The sequence below is a fragment of the Arthrobacter sp. N1 genome (genome assembly GCF_048288285.1).
Taxonomy (GTDB): domain Bacteria; phylum Actinomycetota; class Actinomycetes; order Actinomycetales; family Micrococcaceae; genus Arthrobacter_D.
On sequence record NZ_CP102608.1, the window covers coordinates 241719 to 267363 of the forward strand.

Here is a 25645-nt window from a genome sequence, read left to right on the forward strand (position 1 = left end):
CTTCTCGGAAACGGCGCTCTTCTACCCGAAATATGCCGCCGGCACTCTAGTCTGCGAGCAGCACTACCCGATGAACCGGTTCAGGTTGCAGGGGTCCACCGACCTCACCTCGCGCAGTGCCCTTCCGGTGACGTCGCGCCGGTTCCGCCGCGGTCCGCCGCGCGGACACAGAAGGAGTCGGGGACACGCCTCCCGGCTCCTTCTACCTGCGTGGCCTAGTGCGTGCGGCGCGGGCGGCGAGGCTGGGCGACGACGGCGATCGCCAGGGCCAGGGCGACGGCGACGATACTGAGGACGCCTGCAGCGATGTAGCGGGCGGGATCCGAGCCCAAGGGGGTGGCGGCCTCGACCACGGCATCACCGGCCGGCTGGTCCTCGGGCGTCGTCTCGGCCGATGCGGCCGAGGTAGCCGGGGCGGCCGACGTGGTGCGTGCGGTTCGGGCTCCGGACGCGGGAGCGCCCATGCCTCCGGTGTCATTGCCGACGTTCCTCACAGGCCCTCCGGCCCCGGCGGCTCCCTCGGCGGAATCCGTCGCGGGCGCCGTCGCGGCATCCTCCGAGGGAGTGGGGGCCGGACTCGCGCTCTCATCGGGCGGGGTCCCGGCCGGTGCGGGCGGACTGCTCGCAGGGTCGGCGGTCGGTGCGGGATCCGCCGCCGGCGCCGAGGGCTCCGGGGCGGGAACCACGGCTGGGTCGGAAGTCGGGGGAGCGGGCGCTGCCGGGTCGGTGGGGCCGGTGTCCGGCGGTGCCGGCTGGCCGGGATCCGGAGGCACGATCGGCGTCTCGCCGGGGGCCGTCGGAGGCCCGGGTTCGACGGCGGGCACCGGAACCGGCGGCAGCGTCGCGTTGGCTGGGGGTAGCAACACCGGTCCCTGGTGCCGCGCCGACGCATCGGTCCGGTTCGGGGAGGCGGGTGCCGGCGATACGGTCTGTGCGACGGCGACCCCCGGGAGGGCGATCAGGAGGCCGCAGCTGAGGGTCAGGGAGGTGATGGCGTGACGGACGCGCATGGGAACTCTTCGGGACGCGGGCGGACAGCAGCTTCAGAAGCATGCTGAGGATCTGGGTCAATCGTACGCGGGACGGGCGGAGCTTCCCAGAGGAGTGCGCCGCCCATCGCCGATGGTGCTTCGGCGCCGGACCTGCCTACGGACCGGTCACGGAGGGCTGTGGCGAGGCCGGGAGGGTCGCCGGGCGGAAGACGAAGAAGCGGTAGGCCCCGTAGCGGAACACGTTGCCGAGCAGGACCCCGATCACGTTCGCGGAGATGTTGTCGGCGAGCGGACTCGTGAGACCCAGGACGTAGTGGGATACGACGAGGCAGGCAGCCGCGATGCCGAGCCCGATGAGGTTGGTGAGTCCGAACAGCAGTGCTTCCTCGCGCTTCGGCCGCCCGGCGAACATCCGGAAGGTCAGGTAGTGGCTGCCGACCCAGGAGACGCCGGTGGCGAGGACCACGGAGACGATCTTCGACGAGATGGGCCCGATGCCGAGCCCGGACGCGAGGATGTTGAACACCGAGATGTCGACGACGAAGGCCACCGTACCGACGAGGGTGAAGGAGCCGAGTCGCCACAGTGCTGCTCGCACATGTCCTCCCTCCGGTGCCGACGATCCATCTTACACTTAGGCTGCCTAAGCAACTAATGGGGGTCGACGCGGCGGAAGGGCCACCCCTGACGGGTGGCCCTTCCGGAGGTCGAAGCGCGCCGGATGGTGCGCGGTCGGATGGCTAGTGGCCGGGGGTGATCAGGCTCGACGCCCCGGTCCTCGCGGCCTGGAAACGGGCCTGGACATCGGCCCAGTTCACCAGGTTCCACCACGCCTTCACGTACTCGGGCTTCGCGTTCACGTAATCCAGGTAGAACGCGTGCTCCCACATGTCCAGCATCAGCAGCGGGACGGTGCCTACGGGCACGTTGCCCTGCTGGTCGTAGAGCTGCTCGATCACGATGTTCTTCCCCAGCGGCTCATACGCCAGCACCGCCCACCCCGACCCCTGCAGCGACGTCGCAGCGGCGGTGAAGTGCGCCCGGAACGCGTCGAAGGACCCGAACGCGTCATCCAGCGCCGCGGCGAGCTCACCCTCGGGCTTGTCCCCGCCCTCGGGCGACATGTTCTTCCAGAAGATGCTGTGGTTGATCACACCACCCACATGGAACGCCAGATCCTTGGAGAGCTTCGGGATCGTCCCGAACTCGCCCTTCTCACGGGCCTCGGCCAACTGGGCCAGGGCATCATTGGCGCCCTTCACATAGGTGGCCTGGTGCTTGGAATGATGCAGCTCCATGATCCGGCCCGAGATGTGCGGCTCCAGGGCCGCGTAGTCGTAGTCAAGATCCGGCAGTACGTAGTCGCTCACGTAGTCCTCCTCGGTGGTGGGGTGGTCGTCGTTCGGTCGTTCAGTCCAGCAGCGACTGGTCGCCCAGCCGGTGGTAGGAACGGTTGTGGTAGACGAGCGGTGCGCTCCCGCCGTCGTCCGCTGCCTGTTCGATCCCCAGCACTTCCGCGGCGAGGATCATCGAACCGCCCACGGGCAGGCGGTGCAGGATCCGGCAGCGCAGTGCCCAGGGCGCGTCATTAAGGAGCGGCTCTCCCGTCGGCAGGGTGCGCCAGACCGTGGCCGGGCCGAAGCGGTCCGCACCGCGCGTCGAGAAGAGCTGGGCCAGACCGAGCTGGCCGGCTCCGAGCAGGTGCACCACCATCGTCCCGGCGTGGACCAGGGCGGCGGCGGACGGCGATGCCGTCGAGACGGAGAACGCGAGGACCGGCGGCTCGGCCGACACGGACGAGACGGACGACGCCGTCAGTCCCACCGGACCCTCCGGCCCCTGCGCCGTGATGACCGCGATACCCGCCGGATGGGCGCGGAAGGCGTCCTTGAAGAGATCGGCGGTGGGGACCGCGTGGTCCGTCGAGGCTGTCATACCCTCCACGCTAGAACCTCGACAAAGGTTGAGGTCAAATCGGGGGATCACGGATCGAGGAGGGTCGACGGCACACCGCGGCGCCCGGCGTCGTCGTCCGGGTTGACGAAACCGCACGTCGCGAGCGAGAGGCAACCGCAGCCGATGCATCCACCCAGACGGTCCCGCAGGTGCTCCAGCTGGGCGATCCGCTGCTCGATCTCCTGCCGCCAGGCCGCCGACAACCGCTGCCAGTCCTCCTGGTCCGGGACCCCGTCCGTCGGCAGTTCGGCGAAGGCCGTGCCGACGGACGCGAGGGGGATGCCCGCGCGCTGCGCCGCCCGGATGACGGCGACGCGGCGCAGGACGGACCGGTCGAAGCGACGCTGGTTGCCCGACGTGCGGTGGCTCCGGATCAGGCCCTGGCGCTCGTAGAAGTGCAGGGCGGACACCGTCATGCCGCTGCGGGACGCGAGCTGCCCCACCGAGAGGTCCTGGTCGTTCGGCACGTGTCTCCCCTCCGGTCTCCGTGATGCGTGGATGCGTCGTGCCAGCGTAGCGGCGGCCGGCCCGCGGCGGCCTGCCGGCTACCCGAGCAACTCCGCGACGTACTGCCTGAGGGGCGTGGTGGGTCGGCCGATGATGCGGGACAGCGTCCCGTCGCTCTCGGCCAGGAGGCCGTCGGCGATGTTCGCGTCGATCGCGGCGACGAAGCCCGCCGTCCCCTCGTCGAGCCCGAAGCCCTGGAGCGCGGCGACGTGCTGGTCGGTGGAGACCTGTTCCACCGCGACGTCGTCCCCCCGCACGTCGGCGACCACCGATGCGAGCTCGTCGACGGACCACGGCTCGTCGCCGCCGAGCTCGAGGATCTCGCCCGCGTACTCGTCGGACAGCAGGACGACGGCGGCCGCCTCCGCGTAGTCGCGGCGCGTCGCGCTGGCCACCCTGCCGTGCCCCGCGCTCGTCAGGATGCTGCCGGTGGAAGCGGCCTGGCGGATCGTGTCGTCGTAGTTCTCCGTGTACCAGTTGTTGCGCAGCACGGTGTAGGTGAGGCCGGACCCCTCGAGCAGGCCCTCGGTGGCCTTGTGCTCGGGTGCGAGGACGAGGGCCGACGTCGAGGCCTTCGGCGCGCTCGTGTACACGAGGGATGCGTCCACCTTCCGGGCGGCGTCGATCACGGCCTTGTGCTGCACCGACCGCTTGCCCACCTCGCTGCCGGAGATCAGCAGCACCTTCTCTGCGCCGGCGAAGGCGTCGTCCAGGGTGGCGGGATCCGCGTAGTCGATGCGAGCGGTCCGGACACCGTGCGCCGCCAGTGCGGCGAGGGCTTCCTCGTTGCGGCCCCCGGCGACGACGGTGGACGGATCCACGCCCCGGGCCAGCAGCTGCTCGACGACCTGGCGGCCCAGGTGCCCCGTGGCTCCGGTGATGACGATGGTCATGGCAAGTCCTCCCGATCGGGCGCCAGGCTGGCGCGTCTACTGGCGGTAACCGGGATCAGGCCGAAAGGCTTCCCGTGCGGCTCCGAGGGTGGTGCACGGCGAGCCGCACGGACTGCTGGAGGGGCACGCGCCGGAGCGGCCCGGGCCGACGAGCGAAGGGCAGCATCAAGGACCGACCCGCGGCCGAGGACGACCGGTGGAGCAGGAGGCGCCGGCCCTGCGCCGCGCAAGGGCTCACCGTCGAGGTAACGGCCCGGTCGCCCGACCTCAGGAGATCGGCTGGCGGGCGGCGAGGATGCTGAGGAGCTGCAGCTTCTCGAAGCCCTCCGAGCCCGGCGGCGCGGTGAGGACCAGGAGCGACTGCGCCTGGTTCTCCGTGAAGAGCACCTGGCAGTCCACCTCGATCTCGCCGAGCTCGGGGTGCACGAGGGTCTTGTGGTCGTCGAACCGGCTGCGGATCTCGTATCCGCTCCACACCTCGGCGAACTCCTCGCTCTCCGCCAGCAGGGCGTCGACGATCCGCCTGCCACGGGTGGAGGTACCCGTTCCCAGGGCTGCCCGCAGGGCCGCGGCCCGCACGCGCGACTGGTGCGCGTGGTCCCGCCCGGGGTAGAACCGGCGTTCCGCGGGATCGGTGAACCACCGGTAGTAGGAGCTGCGGGCGAGCCCCCGGTGGCGGAGGTCGTCCCCGAGCAGTGCCACCGCGAGCCTGTTCTGCACGAGGGTCTCCGCGAGCTCCGAGAGCACCAGGGCGGGAGTGTCCTCGAGCCGGTCGAACACCCGCATGAGGGCCGGGCCCACATGCTCGGAGGGCTGCGAGCGCGCGGGCGGACGCTGACCGGCGAGGAGGAAGAGGTGGTCGCGTTCGTCGAGGCTCAGCCGGAGGCCACGCGTGATCGCCAGCAGCATCTGGTCCGAGGGCTGCGGGCCGCGGCGCTGCTCCAGGCGCGTGTAGTAGTCGGTCGACATGCCGCACAGCACGGCCACTTCCTCGCGGCGCAGGCCGGCCGTCCGGCGTCGCACTCCCGGCGCCAGCCCGACGTCGCCGGGCTGGAGGGACTCACGGCGCTTGCGGAGGAACTCGGCCAGGTCATCGCGCTTCATGGCTCCATCATGGCCCCCCGCCGGGGGTGGAGACAGGGACCACCGATCCGTGGATGAGCCCTCCTCTCCCGCCCGTCGGCGGAACGGGGCACTGTCGAGGCATCAGCACTCAGCCCCTCGGAAGGACCATCATGCAGCTCACCGGAAAGACCATCCTCATGGCCGGCGGAACCTCGGGCATCGGACGGGGGCTCGCCCTCCGCCTGCATGCCGCAGGCAACCGCGTGATCGTGGCAGGCCGCCGCGAGGAGATCCTGCAGCGGATCGCCACGGACCATCCCGGGATCGACACCGCCGTCCTGGACATCGCGGATCCGGACTCGATCTCCTCGCTGCGGGATGCCCTGCTCGTCTCCCACCCGGACCTGGACGTCGTCGTCGCGATGGCCGGGATCATGGAGCCCGAGGACCTCCGGGACCCGTCGTCGCTCGCCACCGCCGAGCGGACCGTGACCACGAACCTGCTCGGCCCCCTCCGCCTGGTCAGCGCCTTCGTGCAGCACCTCGAGAGCCGGGAGGATGCGGCGATCATCACGGTCACCTCGGGCCTCGCCTACGTGCCCCTGCCGGTCGCACCGACCTACAGCGCCACGAAGGCGGCGCTGCACTCCTGGACCGACAGCCTGCGCGTGCACCTCGGGGACACCGCCGTCCAGGTCATCGAGCTGGCCCCGCCGCTCGTGCGCACCACGCTCATGGGTAACCAGGACAATGAGCACGGCATGCCGCTGGAGGAGTTCCTCGACGAGACCATGGCGCTGCTGGCAGCCGGACCGGAGGCCCGGCAGATCCTCGTCGAGCGCGTGAAGTACCTGCGGTTCGCGGAGGCCACGGGGCAGTACGACGCCGTGCTCGACCACCAGAGCATGCTGCCCGGGTAGCCCGGGCCGCGCCGCAGTGCATAGGGTCGGAGGATGCAGCCCGATGCGATCATCGCCCTCCGCCGCCAGTTCCACGCCCACGCCGAGCCGGGCTTCCTCGAGTACCGGACGGCGTCCGTCATCCTCGGTGAGCTCCGCGCGATGGGTGTCCGCACCACGACGGGCACGGACGCCATCGCCCTGGGGAGCATCGCGCTGCCGCCCACCGAGGCGGAGCAGGAGGAGTGGGCGCGACGCGCCGTGGAAGCCGGGGCGCAGGCCGACGACGTCGCCTGGCTCCGGCAGCACGGCACCGCGGTCATCGCCGAGCTCGAGGGCAACCGCCCCGGTCCCACCTGGGGCCTCCGGGTGGACATCGACGCCCTGCCCGTGGACGAGGAGACGGCGGCGGACCATGCGCCGGTGGCGGGCGGGTTCCGGTCCACGACGCCGTACATGCACGCCTGCGGGCACGACGGGCACGCCGCGATCGGCCTCGCCCTCGCCGACCGCCTCCGCGACGGCGATTTCCCAGGCCGAGTACGCATCATGTTCCAGCCCGCCGAGGAGGGGGTGCGGGGGGCGCAGCCCATGATCGACGCCGGGGTGACCCGCGGTGTGGACCGTATGCTCGCCGTGCACCTCGGCGGTGACCTGCCCACCGGCACCGTGCTCGGCGGGGTCACCGACGCGATGGCCACCACCAAGTGGACCGCCCGCTTCGAGGGCGAGGCCGCTCACGCCGCCGCAGCTCCCGAGAAGGGCAGGCACGCACTCGCGGCAGCCGCGCAGGCCACCCTCGCGATCCTCGGGCTCACCCGGTTCGCCGAGGCGGACACACGCGTCAATGTCGGGACCTTCCACGCGGCCGGGAGCGCGAACATCATCCCTGCCCTCGCCACCATCACCTACGAGACACGGTCCACGTCGAATACCGTGCTGGAGGAGCTGAACCGCCGTGCCGAGGCCGCCGTGCAGGGTGCCGCGCGGATGTACGGGGTCGAGGCGGGCACGAAGGCCTACGGCCGCGCCGCGGTGTCCCAGCCCGACGCCGTCCTGGTGGAGGACGTGGGACGCGCCGCGGAGGGGGTTCCGGCGATCACCACCTTCACGCCGGCCGGCGCCTCGGGAGGAGGGAGCGACGATGCCCACCTGCTCATCGACGACGTCCAGCGTGCGGGCGGACTGGGCACGTACGTCTTCGTCGGGGCCGCCAACCCCGCGCCCCACCACCACCGGCGGTTCGACCTCGACGAGGACGCCCTGGCGATCGCCGTGGACCTCCTGGAGCGCCTCTTCCGCGGCTGACGCGACATTCCCTGGACCGGTGGCACGTCCGGTGCCATGGTGGGTCCATGGTCAGCGAACACGACGTCCGGTCCGCGTGCCTCGCACTGCCGGGCGCCACCGAGCGGCTGAGCTGGAGCAGGCCCGCCTGGTTCGCGCGCACGCTGTTCGCCCGCATGTGGGACGACACCGTGCTGACCGTCAAGACCGGTGAGCGGGACGCGTTGCTCGCCGGGCAGCCCGGTGCGTTCTTCGTCCACCCGCACCACGAGCGGTATCCCTCGCTCGTCCTGGTGCGCCTCGGCCGCATCGGCGGCGGCGAGCTGACCGAACTGATCGAGGAGTCCTACCGGATCGCCGGGACCAGGACACCCTGACGCCGGGCTCCCGCTACGGCAGCGGTGCCGCGAGCCCGACGCCGTCCCCGAGGCCCTCCGCCACGCCGGACGGATGCGCGCGCAGGTGGGTGGGCAGCACGCTGCCCGGCGCACGGCTGCGGATGTGGAGGAGGTCCAGGGCGTGCTGGTGCAGCCGGCGGTCCTCCTCCGAGCGCGGCACCCAGGGCGGCACCGGTACTGCGGAACCCTCGGCGTCGCGCGCCACCATGACAGTCAGGCACGTGGTGGTCAGGTCCATCTCGCGGGAGCGCGGGCTGCCGGAGCGCACGTGCACGGCGACGTGCATGCCCTTGTTCCCCGTGTAGACGAGGCGCGCCTCCACCTCGACGACATCGCCGATGTGCAGTGGCTTCAGGAACCGGACGCCGCCCGAGAACACGGCCACCGTGTCCAGCCCGCAGTGCCGGGCGGAGCACACGTAGGCCGCCTCGTCGATCCAGTCCATCACCGTGCCGCCGTGCACCTTGCCGCCCCAGTTGACGTCGGTGGGCGCGGCCAGGAACCGCAGGACCGTCCGCTCGGCGGTGCCCGCCGCCGTGTACTCCTGCCGCCGCATCTCCTCGACGATCTCCCTGCGGACGCCGATCCGCGCCTCCGCGTGCTCGCTCTCCCTCCGCTCCGCCGCCGTGCGGGGCTCGAAGGCCGGCACGGGGACGGGCGCGCCGTCCGGACCGACCGCCACGAAGACGACGAGGCACTCGCTGCGCCTGCCGCCGCCCTCTCCGGAGACCGGGCCGGAGGACACGACCGTGCGGATGTGCATGGAGGACGTGCCGGTGTGCACGATCGTCGCCTCGACCTCCACGAGGTCGCCGACCACCACGGGATCGGCGAAGTGGATGTTGCCCACGTACGCCGTGACGCAGTAGGTCTTGGCCCACCCGACGGCCGCCGCGTACGCCGCCTTGTCCACCCACTCGAGGACGGTCCCGGCGTCCACGGAGCCGCTGTGCCCGAGGTCCGTGGGAGAGGCGAGGAAGCGGAGGGTGACGGCGTTCGGCGGGGTGCTCATGGTGTCCATGATCCAGCCTTCACGCCTGCAGCCAGGCGAGCAGCAGGGCATCGAACCGCTCCTGCTTGGCGCGGGCGTCGTCGAGGTCGGTGAAACCCACGGTCCCGCGGTCGGCGGTGATCGGGGCCAACAGGCCCGACGGGTCGGCGAAGACGAATGTGCCGACGTCGTCGCGCACCGCCGCACCCCGATGCAGGACGAGCTGCACCCGGTCCACCGGACGGAGGTTGAACGTGACGCGGTCCTCGCCCTCGTGGGTGTAGCTGGGGGCGTTCCACTTCACGTGCTCGCCGAGCGGCAGGGGCAGGGCGAGGATCGAGGTCCGCAGGAACATGATCGTGGTCCGGAGCGGGTGGTCCGACCGTTCGAGGAGCGTGTCGACGGCGGGCGAGGGTTCGTTCATTCACCAGTATCACCACGGGACGTGATCGAGCGGTAGGCCGTCGCCGTCAGCGGCCGACGTCGATGACGGTCACCCCGCCCGCCGAGCGATCGCCCGCCATGGCGACGAGGGCGTCCGGAACGTCAGCGAGGGTGATGCGGCGTTCGATGAGGTCCTGCGGGCGCAGCCGTCCCTCCGCGACCAGCGCCATGAGCCCGGGGTAGTCCTGCGCGGGCATGCCGTGGCTGCCGAGGATCGAGAGCTCCCTGCCGATCACCGCGCCCAGGGGCAGGACCGGGTCGGCGGGGAAGAGCCCGATCTGCACGTGCCGGCCGCGCGGCCGGAGCGAAAGGATGCCGACCGCAGCGGTCTCCTCCCGGCCGAGGGCGTCGACGGAGACATCCACACCGTCCGGAGCGGCGTCCCGGAGCGCTGCCGGCACCTCCTCGCGGGACCGGCCCGAGGAATCGACGGTGGTCTCGGCGCCGCACCGGGCGGCACGCGCCAGAGCGTCGCCGTCGATGTCCACGGCGAGGACCCGCGCACCGAGCGCTGCGCCGATCATCACTGCGCTCAGCCCCACTCCGCCGCAGCCGACCACCACGAGGGTCTCCCCGGCGGCGAGCCGCGCCTGGTGGACGAGGCCGCGGTACGAGGTCGCGAAGCGGCAGCCGAGCAGCGCGGCGGCACCGGCGTCGAGGGTCGCCGGGACCGGGATCAGGTTGGTGTCCGCGTGGTGCAGTGCCACGAGGTCCGCGAACGAGCCCCAGTGCGTGAAGCCGGGCTGCGTCTGGTTCCGGCACACCTGGCCGTTGCCGGAGAGGCACTCGGGGCAGGTTCCGCACGCGCAGACGAAGGGCGTGGTCACGCGGTCGCCGACGGCGAAGCGCCGGACCTCGTCCCCCACCGCCTCGATGGTTCCCACGAGCTCGTGGCCGGGCACGTGCGGGAGCGTGATGCCGTCGTCGTGCCCCAGCCAGCCGTGCACGTCGCTGCGGCACAGACCGGTCGCCTCCACCCGGACGACGACGCCCGCAGGGGAGGCCGTGGGCTCGGGGACGTCCCGGAGGACAGGGCGGGCGGAGAACCCGTCGAAGCAGACAGCGCGCATTGCACCATTCTGCCCCGCGGGCGCTCCGCCCGGAGAGCCGGCCACCCGGGAGGTGGCGGTCAGGACCGCATCAGCTTTCGGGACGAACAGCCTTGCGTCCGACGCGGGCGCCGGTCCTGCGTGCTCCCGTGATCATCGGATCCTTCGCCAGGTCCATCATCAGCGCCACGCACAGGCCGATCATCACCAGGAGGAACGGTGCGGCCGCGATGATGGTGAGCGTCTGCAGGGCTTCCAGACTCCCGACCGACAGCAGGACGGCGGCCACGCCACCGGTCAGCGCGCCCCAGAGGATGGTCAGCCACTTCCTCGGCACGGCCGCGCCGAAGGAGGACAGCGAACCGAGGACGATCGATGACGCATCGGCCCCGGAGATGAAGAACACGGCCACGAGGATGACGACGAGGATCGAGGTCACGGATGCCAGCGGGTACTCGGCGAGGAGGGCGAACATCGCGGACTCCTGGCTCTCCGCGTTGGCCGCCGCGATGTCCACGCCGTTGTCCTGCAGATTGAGGGCCGAGCCGCCCCAGACGCCGAACCAGATGACGCTGATGACGCTGGGGACGGCGACGACGCCGATGATGAACTCGCGGATGGTGCGGCCCCGCGAGATCTTCGCGAGGAAGGAGCCCACGAAGGGGGTCCAGGAGACCCACCAGGCCCAGTAGAAGATGGTCCACGCGGCGAGCCACTCGTGGCCCCCAAAGGCGCCCGTCCGGGACGCCATCTGCGGCAGGCCGATGAGGTAGTTGCCCGCGGAGGCCGGGATGAGCTCCAGGATGAAGACCGTCGGCCCGACCACGAAGAGGAAGAACAGCAGGGCCAGGGCCAGGATCATGTTGCCGTTGGACAGCCACTTGATGCCGCGGCTGACACCGCTCACGGCGGAGATGATGAAGCAGACGGTGAGCACGGCGATCAGGGTGATCTGCAGGGGCAGGCTGCTGCCCACGCCGAACACCTCCGTGAGTCCACCGTTGATCTGCAGCACGCCGAGCCCGAGGGACGTCGCGGAACCGAACAGGGTGGCGAAGATGGCGAAGACGTCGATGGCCCGCAGGCCCCGGGGGGTCGGACGGCCGCGGAAGAGAGCGGTGAAGGCGCCGCTGAAGCCCGCGCCGCGGCCCTTGCGGAAGGCCGAGTAGGCGAGGGCCAGGCCGACCACCGCGTAGATGGCCCAGGGGTGGATGGCCCAGTGGAACAGGGTGTAGTTCATCGCCTGGCGCGCGGCCTCGGGCGTGCCGGGCGTGATGCCGTCGACGGGCGGGGTGAGGTAGTGGGAGATCGGCTCGGTGACGCCGTAGAACATCAGGCCGATCCCCATGCCGGCGCTGAACATCATGGCGATCCAGGAGGCCCTGCTGTACTCGGGCTTCTCACCGTCCTGGCCGAGCGGGATCCGCCCGTACTTGCTGAAGGCGAGGAACAGGGCGAACACCACGAAACCCGTGGCCGTGAGGACGAACGCCCAGCCGAAGTTCGCGACGAGTCCGTTGAGCACGGACGTGGTGATCGCCGAGAATCCGGCCGGGAAGACGACCGCCACGAGCATGAGCAGGATGACGATCGAGAGGGAGACGAAGAGGACGGGCCTGTCCAGCGGGGCCTTCGCGGGAGCCTCTCCTGGAGGCGCCTCGAACGGCGTGTCCTCGCTGGGCGGTGATCCTTGAATGGGCTCGGTGGAATTAGACATACGCCTCAGGGTACGCGCGGCGCGCCGGTCCGGTCAGGGGCCGGCGGTGTCCGCACGCCCCCTGGGGTGGCGCCCTCGTGGCACGCTCCGACCGCTTCGCTGCGCGCTGTCGCCGGGCGGGGTGTACGGCGGACAACACCCCTGCATCCGCGCGGCTGCGGCGATCCGTCCCTCCGACCGCGACGCCGAGCCCGGCTGCGCACGGGGCGGACGGCCCCCGCTGCGATACCGCGGCGGGACCGACGCGCGTGGCCCGGATCGACCGCTGGATTGTGACCAAGCACCCACCTGAGGCACCGGATCGCAGGGGAAGATCCCGGCGGACGAGCTCAGTCCTCGCGGAGTCGGTGGCGCTCCCTGCGGTCCCCGCGGACGTCGGTGGTGAGGCTCAGCCCGAGCCCCGCGGCCACGAGGACGATCATCACGAACGGGAGGATCCCGAGCCCCACCCCGTCGAGGAGGAGCCCGCCGAGCAGCGCACCACCGCCGATGCCGATGTTGAACGCCGTCGTCTGCAGGGCGGCCGAGAGGTCGCGGGTGCGGAAGGACGCCGTGCGCAGCATGCGCGTCTGGAGCATGGCCGGGATGCCACCGAAGGCTGCGCCCCAGACGATGACCGCGATCAGCACCACGACGGTGTTCGTGGTGGCGAGGGCCAGGGTGAGGACGGCCGCCATGACCACGAGGACGACGCCGATGAACGCCTTCCGCGGGAACCGGTCGGCGGCGTAGCCGGCACCGAACAGGCCGATGATCCCGGCGCCGCCGTAGAGGAACAGGACGAGGGCGATCGATCCCGGTTCGAAGGACGAGACGTCGGTCAGCCAGGGGGCGATGTACGTGTAGAAGGTGTTCTGACCGGTCAGGAGGATGAGGATGACCGTGCAGAGCAGGAGGACGCCCCTGAAGCTCGGATCCCGGGTCAGGGGAACGCGTTCCTCGCCCGCCTTCCGCTCCACGTGGTGGTTCACGGGCGGCAGGAACTTCACGATCACGAGCGCCAGGAGCGCCACGACCACCCCGATGATGGTGAACGCGGTGCGCCAGCCGAACGCGTTGCCGATCGCCGTGCCCACGGGGACACCGAGGACGAAGGCCGCCGTACCGCCGCCGGCCGTGATCGCCACGGCCTTGCCGAGCTGGTGTGCCGGGACCAGGTGCGCGGAGTACGCGGCGACCACGGCCCAGAACAGCCCGTGCGCGAGCCCGCCGAGGATCCGCGCAGCGACCAGCACGGCGTAGGTGGGGGCGATGGCCGCGAGCACGTTGGCGACGGCGATCACCGAGAGGACGACGACGATCAGCGACTTGCGGGAGAAGCGCTGCGTGATCGCGGCGAGGGGCGTCGTGGCCACGACGACGGTCCCTGCGAAGATCGTCACGAGGTACCCGGCGGTCGAGATGCCGACATCGAGATCGCGCGCCATCGCGGGCAGCAGGCCCGTGGGGAGGAACTCACTGGTCACGGAGACGAAGATGGCGCCGGCGAGGGACAGGAGCCCCAGGTACGGGAACGGCGCGGTGCCGTTCACGGGCGGTGAGGAGACGGACAAGGGGCACCAATCATGGGTTCCGGTCGGGGAAAGCGCCCCGGGTGCGCCGTTGGATTCCGGAGGGCGTGCTGCGGTCAAGGCTAGCGAGGCCCCGACCCCTGCGCTAACACCGCTCGCCCCCGTGACATTCCGCATCGTCCTTCGTGTCGCCGTCGCCCGCCGTCGCCGTCGCCTGCCGTCGCCCGCCGTCCGGGTCGCCACGCGCGTCACCCTCGCCGTGGTCGTCCGCGTCACGGTCCGGCGGGTTGCGGACCGCGGCAGCCCCCGTGCGTCAGCCGCGTTGCGCGTCCGCCCACGACCCGCCGCGTGCGCGTGCCGAGAGGCCCGCGGATGCACCCGGGTCGCCTGCCTGGGTTGCGCTGTCGTGCCCGGCGGAGGTGGAGCCGCGCTCCGCGTCGTCGTCCTCCCGCGGCGGCACGAGGCTGAGGCGGGGGCCCGCATCGCGCTCGTCGAGTTCGTCGGCGAGCTCGTCCTTCCGGGCGGCCGTCTCGGCGTCGACCTCACCGTCGGTCGAGAACTCGTGCTCGATCTCCCGGTGCACCTTGCTGTTGAGGACCTCGACGTCCTCGTCCCGGAGACGCTCGAGTCTCGCCGGGAAGGGCTCGTCGGGGGAGATCCTGCTCTTCATGTCCGCTCCATCTGCCGTCCGCGCCTCGCGCGGTGATCGGGTGAAGGCTAGACCCCGTCCGGGTACCGGAGCAAGCAGTCTGCTGAGCACCGGCGAGTCGACGCACGAGGGCTGGAATGTGCCGTCCCTGAGCTCCTCCGGGTGGCACGCTCGGGGTGCTCGCTCAGGCGAGCAGGGCGGCGACACCGATCAGTGCGGGGATGGCGAGGATCGAGGAGAGCAGCACGGTGTCGCGTGACAGCGGGATCCCGCGCGCGTAGCGGCTGGCGAACATGAACACGTTCTGTGCGGTCGGGAGCGCCGAGACGACGACGGCACCGAGCAGGCGATCGCCCGTCAGCCCGAAGACATGGTGCGCGACGAGGTAGGCGGCCACGGGCATGAGCGCCGTCTTGAACAGCGTCGCGATGAGGACCTGCAGCCGGTCGGGGCTGGGTTTCAGCGGCCTGCTGTCGGGTAGTGACATGCCGAAGGAGATCAGGACCATCGGCACCGCGGCTCCGCCGATGAGCGCGATCGAATCCCAGGCGGGCCCCGGGGGCCGCACCCCCGTTGCCGCGACGGCGACGCCGAGCAGCGACGCGATGATCATCGGATTCCGGAACGGCTGCGTGAGGATGGCTCGGACGGAGGGCTTCCGGCTGGAGGTCAGGTCGAGGATCGTCAGATAGAGCGGCGCGAGGACCAGGAGCTGGACGAGCAGCACGGGGGCGATCAGCGTCGCGTCGCCGAGTGCGTAGACCGTGATGGGGATCCCGATGTTGTTGGCGTTGACGTAGGAGCTGGCCATCGCGCCGATCGCCGTCTCCGCGGCCGGGCGGCGGAACAGGAACCGGCTGACAAGGACGTAGAGCCCGGCGATGGCCACGGACGAGATGAGGGCGATCGGCACGTACTCGGAGAACACCGCCGCGAGATCGGCGTCGGCGAGGACGGTGAACAGGAGGGCCGGGTTGGTCACGAAGAACGCCACCTGGTTGAGCGCGAACCCCGCCTGCGGTCCGCCGATCACGAGCCGACCTGCGATGTAGCCGACGAGGATCACGGCTCCGACGACGGCGAACCCGCCCAGCAGTCCCAGCATGCGTCCTCCGTCCCGTGGCAATCCCTCCCCCCCGAACCTTTCGGGTGGACACGCGGGCCGGGGTGTCGGGTCCGCGGGGCCCACACCGGTCTGACACGCTGACGCGGGTCCGGGCGGCGGGGCAGGGATGATCAGGCCCCTTGCTAGGCTCGCAGCAGGAATCACGACTTCAAAGGAGCAGGCTGTGGCCGATACCGCACGCACGGACGTCGACGGACTCGAGAAACCGAAGTGGCGGCTCGTCGGGCCGGGCCTGCTGGCGGCTGCCACCGGTGTCGGCGCCGGCGACCTCGTGGCCACCCTGATCGCCGGTAGCCGCTACGGCTACGTGCTCCTGTGGGCGGCGGTGATCGGCTGTGTCCTGAAGATCGTCCTCGTGGAGGGTGTGGGTCGCTGGTACCTCGCGACCGGCAAGACCATCTTCCAGGGCTGGCGCACCCTCGGTGCGTGGACCAGCTGGTACTTCGGCCCCTACATCATCATCTGGGGCTTCGTGTACGGCGCGACGGCGATGAGTTCGACGGCGCTCCCGCTGCAGGCCCTGTTCCCCGCGATACCGCTCAACGTCTTCGCGGTCGCCTCGGGACTGATCGGACTGGCCCTCGTCTGGTTCGGGCGGTACGGCCTGTTCGAGAAGATCATGACCGTGATGGTCGGCATCATGTTCATCTCCGTCGTCGGATCCGCGGTCCTCGCACTGCCGAACATCCCCGCCATGCTGGGCGGCCTCGTCCCCACCCTGCCCGGCGGGTCGGTGTTCTACGTGCTCGGCCTCGCCGGCGGTGTGGGCGGCACCATCACCCTGGCGGCGTACGGCTACTGGCTGCGGGAGAAGGGCTGGAACAAGCCCAAGTGGATGAAGGTCATGCGGGTGGACAACACCGTGGCCTACACCATGACCGGCATCTTCGTGGTCTGCATGCTCATCCTCGGCGCCGAGCTCCTCTACAGCGCGAACATCTCGCTGCAGAGCGGCGATCGCGGGCTCCTGGACATGGGCGTCGTCCTCGAGGACCGGTACGGCGTGGTGTGGGCGAAGGTCTTCCTCGTCGGCTTCTGGGCGTCGTCGTTCTCCTCGCTCCTCGGGGTCTGGCACGGTGTGAGCCTCATGTTCGCGGACTTCTGGGCGAACTTCCGCAAGAAGGCGGACGACCTCTCGGACGACGACGCCCCCGGCTCGCACAGCGTCCCCGCCCGTGCCTACATGCTCTGGCTGACCATCCCGCCGATGCTGCTCCTCCTGCTCGGCCGACCGTTCTTCCTGATCCTGCTCTACGGCGTTCTCGGCTCGCTCTTCATGCCGTTCCTGGCCATCACCCTCCTGGTCCTGCTGAACAGCACGCGGCTGGCGAAGGAGTGGCGGAACCGCTGGCTCTCGAACGTTTTCCTGGTCATCACGACCGTCGTCTTCCTGGTGCTCGGCGTGAACGAGCTCGTTAAGGCGGTCACCGGGGCCTGACCGGCGGGCCCGGTGCGTGCCAGACTGGGGTCCATGCTCATAGCCTTCAGCGTCGCCCCGTCCGGTTCCTCCGACCTCTCCCGCGAGAATCCCGAAGGGTCGGTGCACGACGCCGTCGCCGCGGCGGTCGCCGTGGTCCGCGAGTCAGGGCTGCCGAACCACACCGACTCGATGTTCACCACCATCGAGGGTGAATGGGACGAGGTGATGGCGGTCGTGAAGCACGCCACCGAGGCGGTGGGCCGGTACGGCAGCCGCGTGTCGCTCGTGCTGAAGGCCGACATCAGGCCGGGACGGACGGGTGAGCTCACCGGCAAGCTCGACCGCCTCGAGGCCGCGCTCGCCGAGCAGGAGCAGTTCGAGGGCCATTCCTGATCCGGCCGGATCCGGGCGCCACTCGGTAGCCCCAGGCCACTAAACTGGTCCCGTGACCCACCCCCCGCTCACGTTGCCCTACGTCATCCGGCCCGCGACGGTCGACGACGCCGAGGCCTACGCACGCACCCATGTCGCCGGCCTGCACGAGACGTACGAGCACATCATGCCGCGCGAATACCACGAGTACTACGACGCCGAGCTGCCCGCCCTCATCGAGCGCCGCAGTGCGGCCTTCGCGGAGGCCGGACGGACGCCCGGCGGCGCGCGCAGCTGGCTGGCATTCGACGACGAGGGCGAGCCGGTCGGCATCGCGACGTCCGGTCCGGGGCGCGACGACGACCGACCCGACTTCGAGCTGCACCACATCTACACGCTGCGCTCCACGCACGGCACCGGCCTCGGGCAGCGCCTGCTGGACACGGCCATCGGCGGACGTGCCGCCTACCTGTGGATCCTGAACGACAACCCGCGCGCCGAGCGCTTCTATGTGCGGAACGGATTCGGGCCGGACGGCACGTCGATGCTCTGCGGGCCCACCTGGCACCATCGGCCGATGTTCCGCATGCACCGCCCCGACCAGGCCGCTGAAGCGGGTCCGGCCCGCGGCTAGCATGGGAACCATGCCCTCCTCCGAGCGTCCGACCGTGTCCGACGGCGCCCTCGCGTCCGTCGCCGGGCGTCCGGACCGCGCCTGATGGCGAAGCCCTCCGGCCCGCAGCCGCAGATCGGCGAGTTCCCGATCGACACGGGCACCTGCGAACTCGAACCCGACCCCTACAGCACCAACGGATGGGTGCTGCGCATCAACGGCGTACCCAGCTCGCACATCGACCTCGACGACCCGCTGCGGCTCGACTTCGAGTACATGCGCTGGATCGCCTCCCTCGTCGACGCACGCTTCCCTGCGACGGAGCGGCTCCGTGCACTGCACCTCGGCGGCGGGGCCTGCTCGCTCGCGCGGCGCTTCGCCGCGTCGCACCCGCAGGCGCGGCAGGTCGTCGTCGAACTCGACGGCCGCCTGGCGGAACTGGTCCGTGCATGGTTCGACCTCCCACGCGCGCCGCTCATGCGCCTGCGCGTCGGCGAGGCCCGGGCGGTGACGGAGTCGCTGAGCGAGGGCAGCCGGGATCTCGTGATCCGTGACGTCTTCGCCGGCGCCGTGACGCCCGCGCCCCTGACCACGCAGGAGTTCACGCGCGCCGTCAAACGCGTGCTCGGGCCGGGCGGCGTCTACGTGGTCAACTGCGGCGACAGCCCGAACCTCGCCATGGCCCGGCGTGAGGCGGCGACCATCGGGGGCGAGTTCGGCCACACCGCGATCATCGCCGACCCCGCGATGCTCAAGGGGCGGCGCTACGGCAACGTGATCATCGCGGGCAGCGACGCCCCGCTCGGGGCCGCTCCGGGACTGGCGCGCGAGCTGCTGGGCGGCGGTGTTCCGGCGCAGCTCTGGCAGGACGAACGGGTTCGCACCTTCGCCGCCGGGGCGCAGGTCATCGCGGACTGACCGCGGCGCGCTCCACGGCACCGCCGGGTGGGACGCCGCGTGCTCACCCGGGCGTGACCGGAGCGGACGGCGGGGCTCGCGCCCCACTAGGCTTGCACGGTGGAACTGGGCTTGCTGGGCATCATCGGAATCGCCGTCCTCGTGGCCGTCGCCGTGCTCTCGCAGCGCGTGCGTGTCGCCGCCCCGCTGCTGCTGGTCGTCGTCGGCATCGGACTCTCGTTCGTCCCCGGTGTGCCGTCCTTCAGGATCCCGGACGAGTGGATCCTCACCGGGATCCTGCCGCCCCTGCTGTACGCGGCCGCGATCAAGACCCCGGTGATGGACTTCCGCCGCAACTTCACGCCCATCGCGAGCCTGTCGGTGGCACTCGTGGTCGTCTCCGCGTTCGCCGTGGGATTCGTGCTGCACCTGCTGCTGCCGGGTCTCGGACTCGCCGCGGCGATCGCCCTGGGCGCGGTCATCAGTCCGCCCGACGCCGTCGCCGCCACCTCGATCGGACGCCGGCTCGGCCTTCCGCCCCGCCTGCTCACGGTCCTCGAGGGGGAGGGCCTGGTGAACGACGCGACGGCCCTCGTACTGCTCCGCAGTGCCATCGCGGCCTCGGCCGGGGCGCTCGCCGGGTTCGGCGCGGCGGCTGCGGACTTCGCCTTCGCCGTCGTCGTCGCGGTGGTGGTCGGCTACGCGGTGGGCGTGGTCACGGTGTTCGTGCGGTCGAAGCTCGACGACCCGGTGCTGGACACGGCGATCTCCTTCGCCGTGCCGTTCATCGCGTTCATCCCGGCCGAGGAGCTGGGCGCCTCGGGCGTGCTGGCGGTCGTCGTGGCCGGGATCTACACCGGGCACCGGAGCGCGAGCCACCTCGACGCCCGCGCCCGCATCAGCGACAACGTCAACTGGCGGACGGTGCAGTTCCTCCTCGAGAACGGCGTCTTCCTGCTGATCGGCCTCGAGGTCCGCAGCCTCCTGCAGAACATCGACGAGTCGTTACTGACCGTCGGCCAGACCGTCACGATCGGCCTCCTCGCGACCCTCGCACTGATCGCACTGCGCTTCCTGTGGGTGTTCCCCCTGGTCCTGCTCATGCGGTGGCTGCCGAGCCGGGCCGCCCGCCGCTCGCTGCAGCTGCGCCGCGGGCTGAACCGGCTGAAGCGCCTGCCCGCGCTCGACGCCCGGCAGGAACGGCGCAAGCGGGCGCTGACCCGGATGTACGCACGGAGGCAGGCCGACCTCGAGCTGGAGCGGCGTGAGGGCTTCGGGTGGAAGGGCGCCACGGTGCTCGGCTGGTCCGGGATGCGGGGCGTCGTGACCCTCGCCGCGGCGCAGTCGCTGCCGTCGTCGTTCGCGTACCGCGAGCAGCTGGTCCTCATCGCCTTCACCGTGGCGGTCACCACGCTCCTGGTGCAGGGCAGCACGCTGCCCTGGCTCATCCGGGTGCTGCGCATCGAGGGGGTCGACGTCGGATCGGACCGCGAGGAGTCGGCCACCCTCTTCGACGAACTGCGGACCGAGGGGCTGCGGGTCCTCGCCGATCCGGGATCGATCATCGGCGAGGGCGTCATGGTGGACCAGGACGTCCTGGACCGCGTCCGGGCGGACACCGGCATGCGGTCGGAATTCGAGTGGGAGAAGGCACGCCTGCCGGAGCAGAAGCTCGTGCGTTCACCGCACCGGCAGTACCGCGACCTCCGGCTCGCCGTCCTCGAGGCTGAGCGGGCGGCACTGCTGGCCGCCCGTGCGAGCGGGACCTACTCGTCCCGCGCCCTCGCGAGGGCGCAGCGGATCCTCGACGTCGAGGAGACGCGGCTGCGGCCCCACGGCGGTGCGGCGCACTGACGGTGCGGCAGGCCGCCTCAGCTACCGGGCGGAGCGGTCCCGCCGGCCGAGGAGATCCGGTTCGAGCGCGCGTGTCGCCTCCCGGAGGGCCTCGACGACGGCGGCGACGGCGGGCTGCCGCAGGGCGTCGGGCCGCACGACGAGCCAGTAGTCCAGCCGCTCGGCGACGAGCTCCGGGAGGATCCGGACGAGATCCGGGTGGCGGTCCGCCATGAAGCAGGGCAGGAGTCCGAGGCCCGCACCGGCCCGCGTCGCCTCGACGTGCACGAAGACGTTCGTGGAGCTCAGGGCATCCCGCATGGCGGGCAGGAGGCGCCGCGGCGCGTCGAGACTGTCCACCTGCAGCATCGAGTCGATGAAGTAGACGAGGGGGTGAGCCACCACGCCCGCGAGGTCCGACGGCGTGCCGTGCTCCGCGAGATAGCGCCGGGAGGCGTACAGCCCCAGCACGTAGGTGCCGAGCCGCGTCGCCTCGGCGCGGTGGACCTGCGGCTCACCGACCACCACTTCGAAGTCGAGCCCGGTGCGGGTCTGGGAGGCCCGCCGGGTCGCCGCGACGATCTCGATCCTCAGCCGCGGATTGCCGTTCCGCAGCCGGGCGAAGGCCGGTGCCGCGATGAACGCGCTGAAGCCGTCGGTGGCACTCATCCGGACGACGCCGGAGAGTGCCCCGAGGTCGTCGTCTCCCAGCAGGTCGACAGCGGCGGCGACGGTCTCGGCCGCGTCGGCGGCACGTCGGCCGAGATCCGTGAGTTCCCATCCCCCCGCACCACGGGAGAGGACGTGGCCGCCGAGCGCCTTCTCGAGCGCGGCGATGCGCCGGGAGACCGTGGTGTGGTTCAGGCCGAGCGTCTCCGCCGCCGTGGTGAAGCGTCCCGTCTGCGCGACGGCCCTCAGGACGAGGAGATCCTGTGCGTTCGGGGCGACCATGTGTGCAGTATCGCAGAGGGAGCCTGCCGAACTGGTCATTGGTCCTCCTGCACCCTGCAGGAATACTCAGGGGGAATGCGGGGTCATCCCGCCCGGCGCGGAAGGAACACGATGGGCCCCGACGGAGTGGCAGCTCGACCAGGTGCGGGTGGTTCCGCGGGTCCGCTCGAGGGACGACGCGCGGTGATCACCGGCGGTGCGAGCGGCATCGGAGCGGCGTGTGCGCGGGCGCTCGCCGGCCTCGGCGCGTACGTCGTGGTCGCCGATCGGGACGGGGACGGTGCGGCGGCGCTCGCCGACGAACTGGGCGGTGAGGCGTGGGCCGTGGACCTCCTCGATACCACCGCGCTGGAGGAGCCCGCCCTGGAGGCGGACATCCTCGTCAACAACGCCGGCATCCAGGTGGTCAGCCCGATCGAGGACTTCGGGCCGGCGGACTTCCGCCGCATCCAGAAGCTGATGGTCGAGGCGCCGTTCCTCCTCATCAGGGCCGCGCTGCCGGGCATGTACGAGCGCGGCTTCGGCAGGATCATCAACATCTCCTCGGTCCACGGACTGCGGGCCTCGCCCTACAAATCCGCCTACGTGACCGCGAAGCACGGGCTCGAGGGCCTCTCCAAGGTCACGGCGCTCGAGGGCGGCGCGCACGGCGTGACGAGCAACTGCGTCAACCCCGGCTACGTGCGCACGCCGCTGGTCGAGAACCAGCTCGCGGACCAGGCCCGCGTCCACGCCATCACGGAGGAGCAGGTGCTCTCGCAGATCATGCTCACGGAATCCGCCATCAAGCGGCTCGTGGAGCCCGCGGAGGTCGCCTCGCTCGTCGCCTGGCTCGCGGGCGACGACGCAGGGATGGTGACGGGCTCGTCCTACGTCATGGACGGCGGCTGGTCCGCCCGCTGACGCGGCGTCCGGTCCACGAACCGGCGACGACGGCGGTCCCCCATCCGCCGTCGTCGCTCCTTCTCCCGGTGGTCAGATGCCCAGGATCTCCTCGATCGGGCCGATGCCGAAGAACACCACGAAGGCGGCGGCGACGGCCCACATGAGGGGATGAACTTCACGGCCGCGGCCCTGGATGGCGCGGATCAACACGAAGGCGATGAACCCGGCGCCCAGGCCGTTCGCGATCGAGTAGGTGAACGGCATGAGGATGAAGGTCAGGAACGCCGGGATGGCGATGCCCCAGTCATCGAAGTCGATGCGGCCCACCTGCGCCACCATCATGAAGCCGACCACCACGAGCGCGGGCGCCACGGCCTCGAACGGTACGAGGCTGATGAGCGGGGTGAAGAACATAGCGAGCAGGAACAGCAGTCCGGTCACCACGTTGGCGAGACCGGTCCGGGCGCCCTCACCGATGCCGGCGCCGGACTCGACGTAGATCTGGTTGGAGGAGACCGAACCGGCGCCGCCCGCCACAGCGCCGAGCGCGTCGACGACCAGCACGCGGTTGACGCCCGGGATGTTCCCCTTGGAGTCCACGAGCTTCGCCTCGTTCGCGAGGCCCACCATGGTGCCCATGGCATCGAAGAAGATGCTCAGCAGGATGGTGAAGGTCAGCAGGAGCGCAGCGGTGCCGCCGAGGTGTCCGAACGCACCGAACAGGCTCACGTTGCCGATCAGTCCGAGGTCGGGCAGTCCCACCCATGAGCCCGCCGGCAGTTCCGGCACCACGAGCGACCACCCGGCCGGGTTGGCGTCCTGCCCGGGGATGAAGCTCGGGCCGACGTCGAACACGGCTTCGAGGACCACGGCGAGCACCGTCGCGGCGAGGACGCCGATGAGGATGGCGCCGCGCACCCGGCGGACCACGAGGGCGATGGTGAGGATGAGGCCGAAGACGAAGACCAGCGTGGGCCAGCCGATCAGGACGCCGCCGAAGCCGAGGCCCACGGGCACGGTGGTGCCGGCGACGTCGGGGACGCGGCGCACGAAGCCCGCGTTGACGAGCCCGATCAGGGCGATGAACAGGCCGATGCCGACGACGATGGCCGTCTTCAGGCTCTCCGGCACCGCGTTGAACACCGCCGTCCTGAATCCCGTCAGGACCAGGACGAGCATGGTGAGGCCCGCCAGCATCACGAGCCCCATGATGTCCGGCCAGGTGAGGCCGGGGTTGGTGGCGACGGTGATCGCCACGAACGCGTTGACGCCGAGTCCGGTGGCCAGGGCGAACGGATACTTGGCCCACGCACCCATGGCGATGGTCAGGATGCCCGCGACGAGCGCGGTGACGGCCGCGACGCGCTCGAACCCCAGCTCGGTGCCGGCGGAATCCGCGCCGGCCAGGATGAGCGGGTTGAGCACCACGATGTAGCTCATGGCGAAGAAGGTGGCGAGGCCTCCACGGATCTCCCGGGAGAACGTCGACCCCCGCTGCGTGATGTCGAAATAGCGGTCCAGCACGGAACCAGTTTTGAGCATGGGGGATCCTAGGGCGGAAGGGGCGGGAGCGGTCGCGAAGATTCTATCCCGGCGCCCCGTCGGTCCCGGTGGTTCATGACGCCGGCCGGCGGGCGGCACGCGTCCCAGCACCCGGTCAGGGTCTCCGCGTAGGGTTGCAGCATGGCTGCCCTCCTCCAGACTCCCTCCCTTCGCCCGGTGACCTCATCCGGACGGCGGAAGCACCCGTTCCGGGCCACCGCCGCCGGCCTTCTCGCGGTCCTCCTGGCCCTTGCCGCGCTCGTCGGCGCCGGCGGTGCGGCCAGCGCCCATGACGAGCTGGTCGGCACCACCCCGGCCGAGGGCACCACCATCGCCGTCCTTCCCCCCACGCTCGAACTCGCCTTCTCGAGCGTGCCGTCGGGGATCGGATCGCAGGTGCAGGTGCTCGACGAGGCAGGCGAGGACTGGGCCGAGGGCCCCGTGGAGATCGTGGACCGCACGGCGACGCAGGCGCTGCGCGCCGGGGCGCCGGCCGGCGAGTACACCGTCAACTGGCGCGTCGTCAGCTCGGATTCACACCCCATCGAGGGGACGTTCGCCTTCACCACGCAGCAGGGCGGGACGACGGTGCCGGACGCGGCGACGACGGCAGGGCCGATGGACACGCAGGATGACGCCACCAACGAGACGCAGGCGGCAGGCGTCAGTGACTTCCCGTGGAGCGTCATCCTGATGATCGCCGCCCTCGTGGCCATCGCCGTGGCCCTGGCCCTCACGGCCCGCAGGAGGCTCGGCGCGAACAGGTAGGACGCGGAACCGCCGCCGGCGTCCCGCCGGCTACGCGCCCAGCGGGGAGATGGCGGCGCGCGGCGGCGAGATGCGGTTCAGCGCCGCGGGACCCTGGGCCTGGATGGCGTCGCTCACGAGCTTGGCCTGGCGGACGATCTCCCTCGTCGTGGGCGTGAGCAGTTCGCCGACGCCCACGAGGTGCAGGCCGATCGCCCGCAGCGCCGCCTTGAAGTCCCGTCCGATCGCGATGCCCATCGAGCGGAGGAATCTCCGGAGTTCGTTCTGCGGGTACTTGGTGAGGACCACGTGGTCGGCGAGGAGGACGCCGTCGGCTGTCTGTACGGCCCACTTCTTCCGCCCCACGGATGCCTTGAGGAGTGTGGGGTGGCCGATGATGCTCAGTTGTTCCGCCACGGTGCTCTGCCTCACGTCCAGCTGGTGGGCGGCTGCGTACCCGCGCAGGAGGCGCATCAGTTCTGTCCGCTCGGACAGCGAGACGGAGTCGGTCATCACGGTGCGCATGGCACCGGAGTCGAAGCACTCGAGGCTCTCGACGACGATCGAATCGATACCGCGGCGGCTCAGTTCGCTCGCGACGGCGAGGCCGGACAGTCCTGAGCCGATCACCACGGTGCTCGTATGCTCCGCGGACGCGGGCGTCGCGGACGCTGAGCGGACCGGGTCGAGCGGCAAGGAATTCACCGGGTTACCTCCACACGAAGCATTGGTCCCGTACGGCCCGGCGCCTCTTCCGGGCCGTACGGACTCTTGGCTGCGAACGGGTCATCCAAGAGCACTGCGTGCAGGGATGAGTTGCCCAGGGGGCAGCCCCGCAACGGGTGCTCGAAGCCTATATAACTTTTCAGACCGTGGATAGACCGTCCCCCGGGAGGTGCGC

General features: G+C 71.0%; 28 protein-coding genes. 11 read left to right on the forward strand and 17 right to left on the reverse strand.

The annotated features are described in order from the left end of the window. Positions 1-215 precede the first annotated feature (215 nt). Entirely contained in the window at positions 216-464 is a 249-nt protein-coding gene (locus NVV32_RS01170) for a hypothetical protein (RefSeq protein ID WP_422391083.1), read from the reverse strand. On the opposite strand from NVV32_RS01170, the gene NVV32_RS01175 reads away from it, so the two are divergent. Continuing rightward, positions 463-999, forward strand: coding sequence for a hypothetical protein (locus NVV32_RS01175; RefSeq protein WP_422391084.1), 537 nt, complete (start codon positions 463-465; stop codon positions 997-999). The genes NVV32_RS01170 and NVV32_RS01175 overlap by 2 nt on opposite strands. 147 nt (positions 1000-1146) lie before the next feature. Here NVV32_RS01175 and NVV32_RS01180 read toward each other — a convergent pair whose 3' ends face one another. The 6 genes from NVV32_RS01180 to NVV32_RS01205 all read right to left on the reverse strand — a co-directional run bounded on the left by NVV32_RS01180 (position 1147) and on the right by NVV32_RS01205 (position 5452). Further along, the gene (locus NVV32_RS01180; protein ID WP_422391085.1) at positions 1147-1590 is read right to left on the reverse strand and encodes a GtrA family protein; all 444 of its coding nucleotides are present in this window, start codon (positions 1588-1590) and stop codon (positions 1147-1149) included. Between the two features lie 142 nt (positions 1591-1732). Continuing rightward, positions 1733-2362, reverse strand: a complete 630-nt coding sequence (locus NVV32_RS01185; RefSeq protein WP_422391086.1) for a superoxide dismutase — start codon at positions 2360-2362, stop codon at positions 1733-1735. A 40-nt stretch (positions 2363-2402) separates the two neighbouring features. Next, positions 2403-2927 (reverse strand): flavin reductase family protein, encoded by a 525-nt coding sequence (locus NVV32_RS01190; RefSeq protein ID WP_055765592.1) that lies wholly within the window; start codon positions 2925-2927, stop codon positions 2403-2405. A gap of 47 nt (positions 2928-2974) precedes the next feature. Next, positions 2975-3415 carry a redox-sensitive transcriptional activator SoxR gene (gene soxR / locus NVV32_RS01195; protein ID WP_422391087.1) on the reverse strand — a complete coding sequence of 147 codons (441 nt, stop codon included), beginning with the start codon at positions 3413-3415 and terminating at the stop codon, positions 2975-2977. Positions 3416-3493: 78 nt separating this feature from the next. Next, the gene (locus NVV32_RS01200) at positions 3494-4348 is read right to left on the reverse strand and encodes an SDR family oxidoreductase (RefSeq protein ID WP_055765586.1); all 855 of its coding nucleotides are present in this window, start codon (positions 4346-4348) and stop codon (positions 3494-3496) included. 267 nt (positions 4349-4615) lie between these two features. Further along, positions 4616-5452: a helix-turn-helix transcriptional regulator gene (locus NVV32_RS01205; RefSeq protein WP_422391088.1), complete on the reverse strand. Its 837-nt coding sequence runs from the start codon at positions 5450-5452 to the stop codon at positions 4616-4618. A 131-nt stretch (positions 5453-5583) separates the two neighbouring features. Here NVV32_RS01205 and NVV32_RS01210 point away from each other — a divergent pair, with 131 nt between their 5' ends. From NVV32_RS01210 to NVV32_RS01220, 3 genes are read left to right on the forward strand one after another with little or no spacing between them, the layout of a single operon-like run. Further along, positions 5584-6333 (forward strand): SDR family oxidoreductase, encoded by a 750-nt coding sequence (locus tag NVV32_RS01210; RefSeq protein ID WP_422391089.1) that lies wholly within the window; start codon positions 5584-5586, stop codon positions 6331-6333. A gap of 33 nt (positions 6334-6366) precedes the next feature. Next, positions 6367-7620: an amidohydrolase gene (locus NVV32_RS01215; protein ID WP_422391090.1), complete on the forward strand. Its 1254-nt coding sequence runs from the start codon at positions 6367-6369 to the stop codon at positions 7618-7620. A gap of 47 nt (positions 7621-7667) precedes the next feature. Then, positions 7668-7976, forward strand: a complete 309-nt coding sequence (locus NVV32_RS01220; protein WP_422391091.1) for an MmcQ/YjbR family DNA-binding protein — start codon at positions 7668-7670, stop codon at positions 7974-7976. Positions 7977-7989: 13 nt separating this feature from the next. Here the strand turns inward: NVV32_RS01220 and NVV32_RS01225 are convergent, their stop codons facing one another. The 7 genes from NVV32_RS01225 to NVV32_RS01255 form a co-directional block, all read right to left on the reverse strand. Further along, the gene (locus NVV32_RS01225) at positions 7990-9018 is read right to left on the reverse strand and encodes an acyl-CoA thioesterase (protein ID WP_235498593.1); all 1029 of its coding nucleotides are present in this window, start codon (positions 9016-9018) and stop codon (positions 7990-7992) included. Positions 9019-9028: 10 nt separating this feature from the next. Next, positions 9029-9412 carry a DUF1801 domain-containing protein gene (locus NVV32_RS01230; protein ID WP_055765571.1) on the reverse strand — a complete coding sequence of 128 codons (384 nt, stop codon included), beginning with the start codon at positions 9410-9412 and terminating at the stop codon, positions 9029-9031. A 46-nt stretch (positions 9413-9458) separates the two neighbouring features. After that, positions 9459-10502, reverse strand: coding sequence for an alcohol dehydrogenase catalytic domain-containing protein (locus tag NVV32_RS01235; RefSeq protein ID WP_422391092.1), 1044 nt, complete (start codon positions 10500-10502; stop codon positions 9459-9461). Positions 10503-10572: 70 nt separating this feature from the next. Then, positions 10573-12198 (reverse strand): BCCT family transporter, encoded by a 1626-nt coding sequence (locus NVV32_RS01240; protein ID WP_422391093.1) that lies wholly within the window; start codon positions 12196-12198, stop codon positions 10573-10575. A 329-nt stretch (positions 12199-12527) separates the two neighbouring features. Continuing rightward, on the reverse strand, positions 12528-13751 hold the full coding sequence (locus tag NVV32_RS01245) for an MFS transporter (protein ID WP_055765561.1): 1224 nt from the start codon (positions 13749-13751) through the stop codon (positions 12528-12530). 271 nt (positions 13752-14022) lie between these two features. Further along, the gene (locus NVV32_RS01250) at positions 14023-14379 is read right to left on the reverse strand and encodes a hypothetical protein (protein WP_055765558.1); all 357 of its coding nucleotides are present in this window, start codon (positions 14377-14379) and stop codon (positions 14023-14025) included. A 163-nt stretch (positions 14380-14542) separates the two neighbouring features. Beyond that, positions 14543-15463 (reverse strand): AEC family transporter, encoded by a 921-nt coding sequence (locus NVV32_RS01255; RefSeq protein WP_422391094.1) that lies wholly within the window; start codon positions 15461-15463, stop codon positions 14543-14545. Positions 15464-15647: 184 nt separating this feature from the next. Here NVV32_RS01255 and NVV32_RS01260 point away from each other — a divergent pair, with 184 nt between their 5' ends. The 5 genes from NVV32_RS01260 to NVV32_RS01280 all read left to right on the forward strand — a co-directional run bounded on the left by NVV32_RS01260 (position 15648) and on the right by NVV32_RS01280 (position 20640). Then, positions 15648-16922, forward strand: a complete 1275-nt coding sequence (locus NVV32_RS01260; RefSeq protein ID WP_422391095.1) for an Nramp family divalent metal transporter — start codon at positions 15648-15650, stop codon at positions 16920-16922. Between the two features lie 33 nt (positions 16923-16955). After that, positions 16956-17297: a thiamine-binding protein gene (locus NVV32_RS01265; RefSeq protein ID WP_422391096.1), complete on the forward strand. Its 342-nt coding sequence runs from the start codon at positions 16956-16958 to the stop codon at positions 17295-17297. Between the two features lie 52 nt (positions 17298-17349). After that, on the forward strand, positions 17350-17910 hold the full coding sequence (locus NVV32_RS01270) for a GNAT family N-acetyltransferase (protein WP_235498591.1): 561 nt from the start codon (positions 17350-17352) through the stop codon (positions 17908-17910). Between the two features lie 84 nt (positions 17911-17994). Continuing rightward, on the forward strand, positions 17995-18807 hold the full coding sequence (locus tag NVV32_RS01275; protein WP_055765550.1) for a spermidine synthase: 813 nt from the start codon (positions 17995-17997) through the stop codon (positions 18805-18807). A gap of 99 nt (positions 18808-18906) precedes the next feature. After that, positions 18907-20640 carry a cation:proton antiporter gene (locus NVV32_RS01280; protein WP_422391097.1) on the forward strand — a complete coding sequence of 578 codons (1734 nt, stop codon included), beginning with the start codon at positions 18907-18909 and terminating at the stop codon, positions 20638-20640. A 21-nt stretch (positions 20641-20661) separates the two neighbouring features. Here the strand turns inward: NVV32_RS01280 and NVV32_RS01285 are convergent, their stop codons facing one another. Next, a complete protein-coding gene (locus tag NVV32_RS01285; RefSeq protein WP_422391098.1) occupies positions 20662-21570 on the reverse strand; it encodes a LysR family transcriptional regulator in 909 nt (302 codons plus the stop codon). A 111-nt stretch (positions 21571-21681) separates the two neighbouring features. Between NVV32_RS01285 and NVV32_RS01290 the strand changes: the two genes are divergently transcribed. Further along, positions 21682-22473 carry a 3-hydroxybutyrate dehydrogenase gene (locus NVV32_RS01290; RefSeq protein ID WP_422391099.1) on the forward strand — a complete coding sequence of 264 codons (792 nt, stop codon included), beginning with the start codon at positions 21682-21684 and terminating at the stop codon, positions 22471-22473. 72 nt (positions 22474-22545) lie between these two features. On the opposite strand, the gene NVV32_RS01295 is transcribed toward NVV32_RS01290, so the two are convergent. Continuing rightward, positions 22546-23997, reverse strand: coding sequence for an NCS2 family permease (locus NVV32_RS01295; protein ID WP_055765540.1), 1452 nt, complete (start codon positions 23995-23997; stop codon positions 22546-22548). Positions 23998-24138: 141 nt separating this feature from the next. On the opposite strand from NVV32_RS01295, the gene NVV32_RS01300 reads away from it, so the two are divergent. Then, positions 24139-24765, forward strand: a complete 627-nt coding sequence (locus NVV32_RS01300; RefSeq protein WP_422391100.1) for a copper resistance CopC family protein — start codon at positions 24139-24141, stop codon at positions 24763-24765. A gap of 30 nt (positions 24766-24795) precedes the next feature. Here NVV32_RS01300 and NVV32_RS01305 read toward each other — a convergent pair whose 3' ends face one another. After that, the gene (locus NVV32_RS01305) at positions 24796-25449 is read right to left on the reverse strand and encodes an FAD-dependent monooxygenase (protein ID WP_422391101.1); all 654 of its coding nucleotides are present in this window, start codon (positions 25447-25449) and stop codon (positions 24796-24798) included. Between the last annotated feature and the right edge of the window lie 196 nt (positions 25450-25645).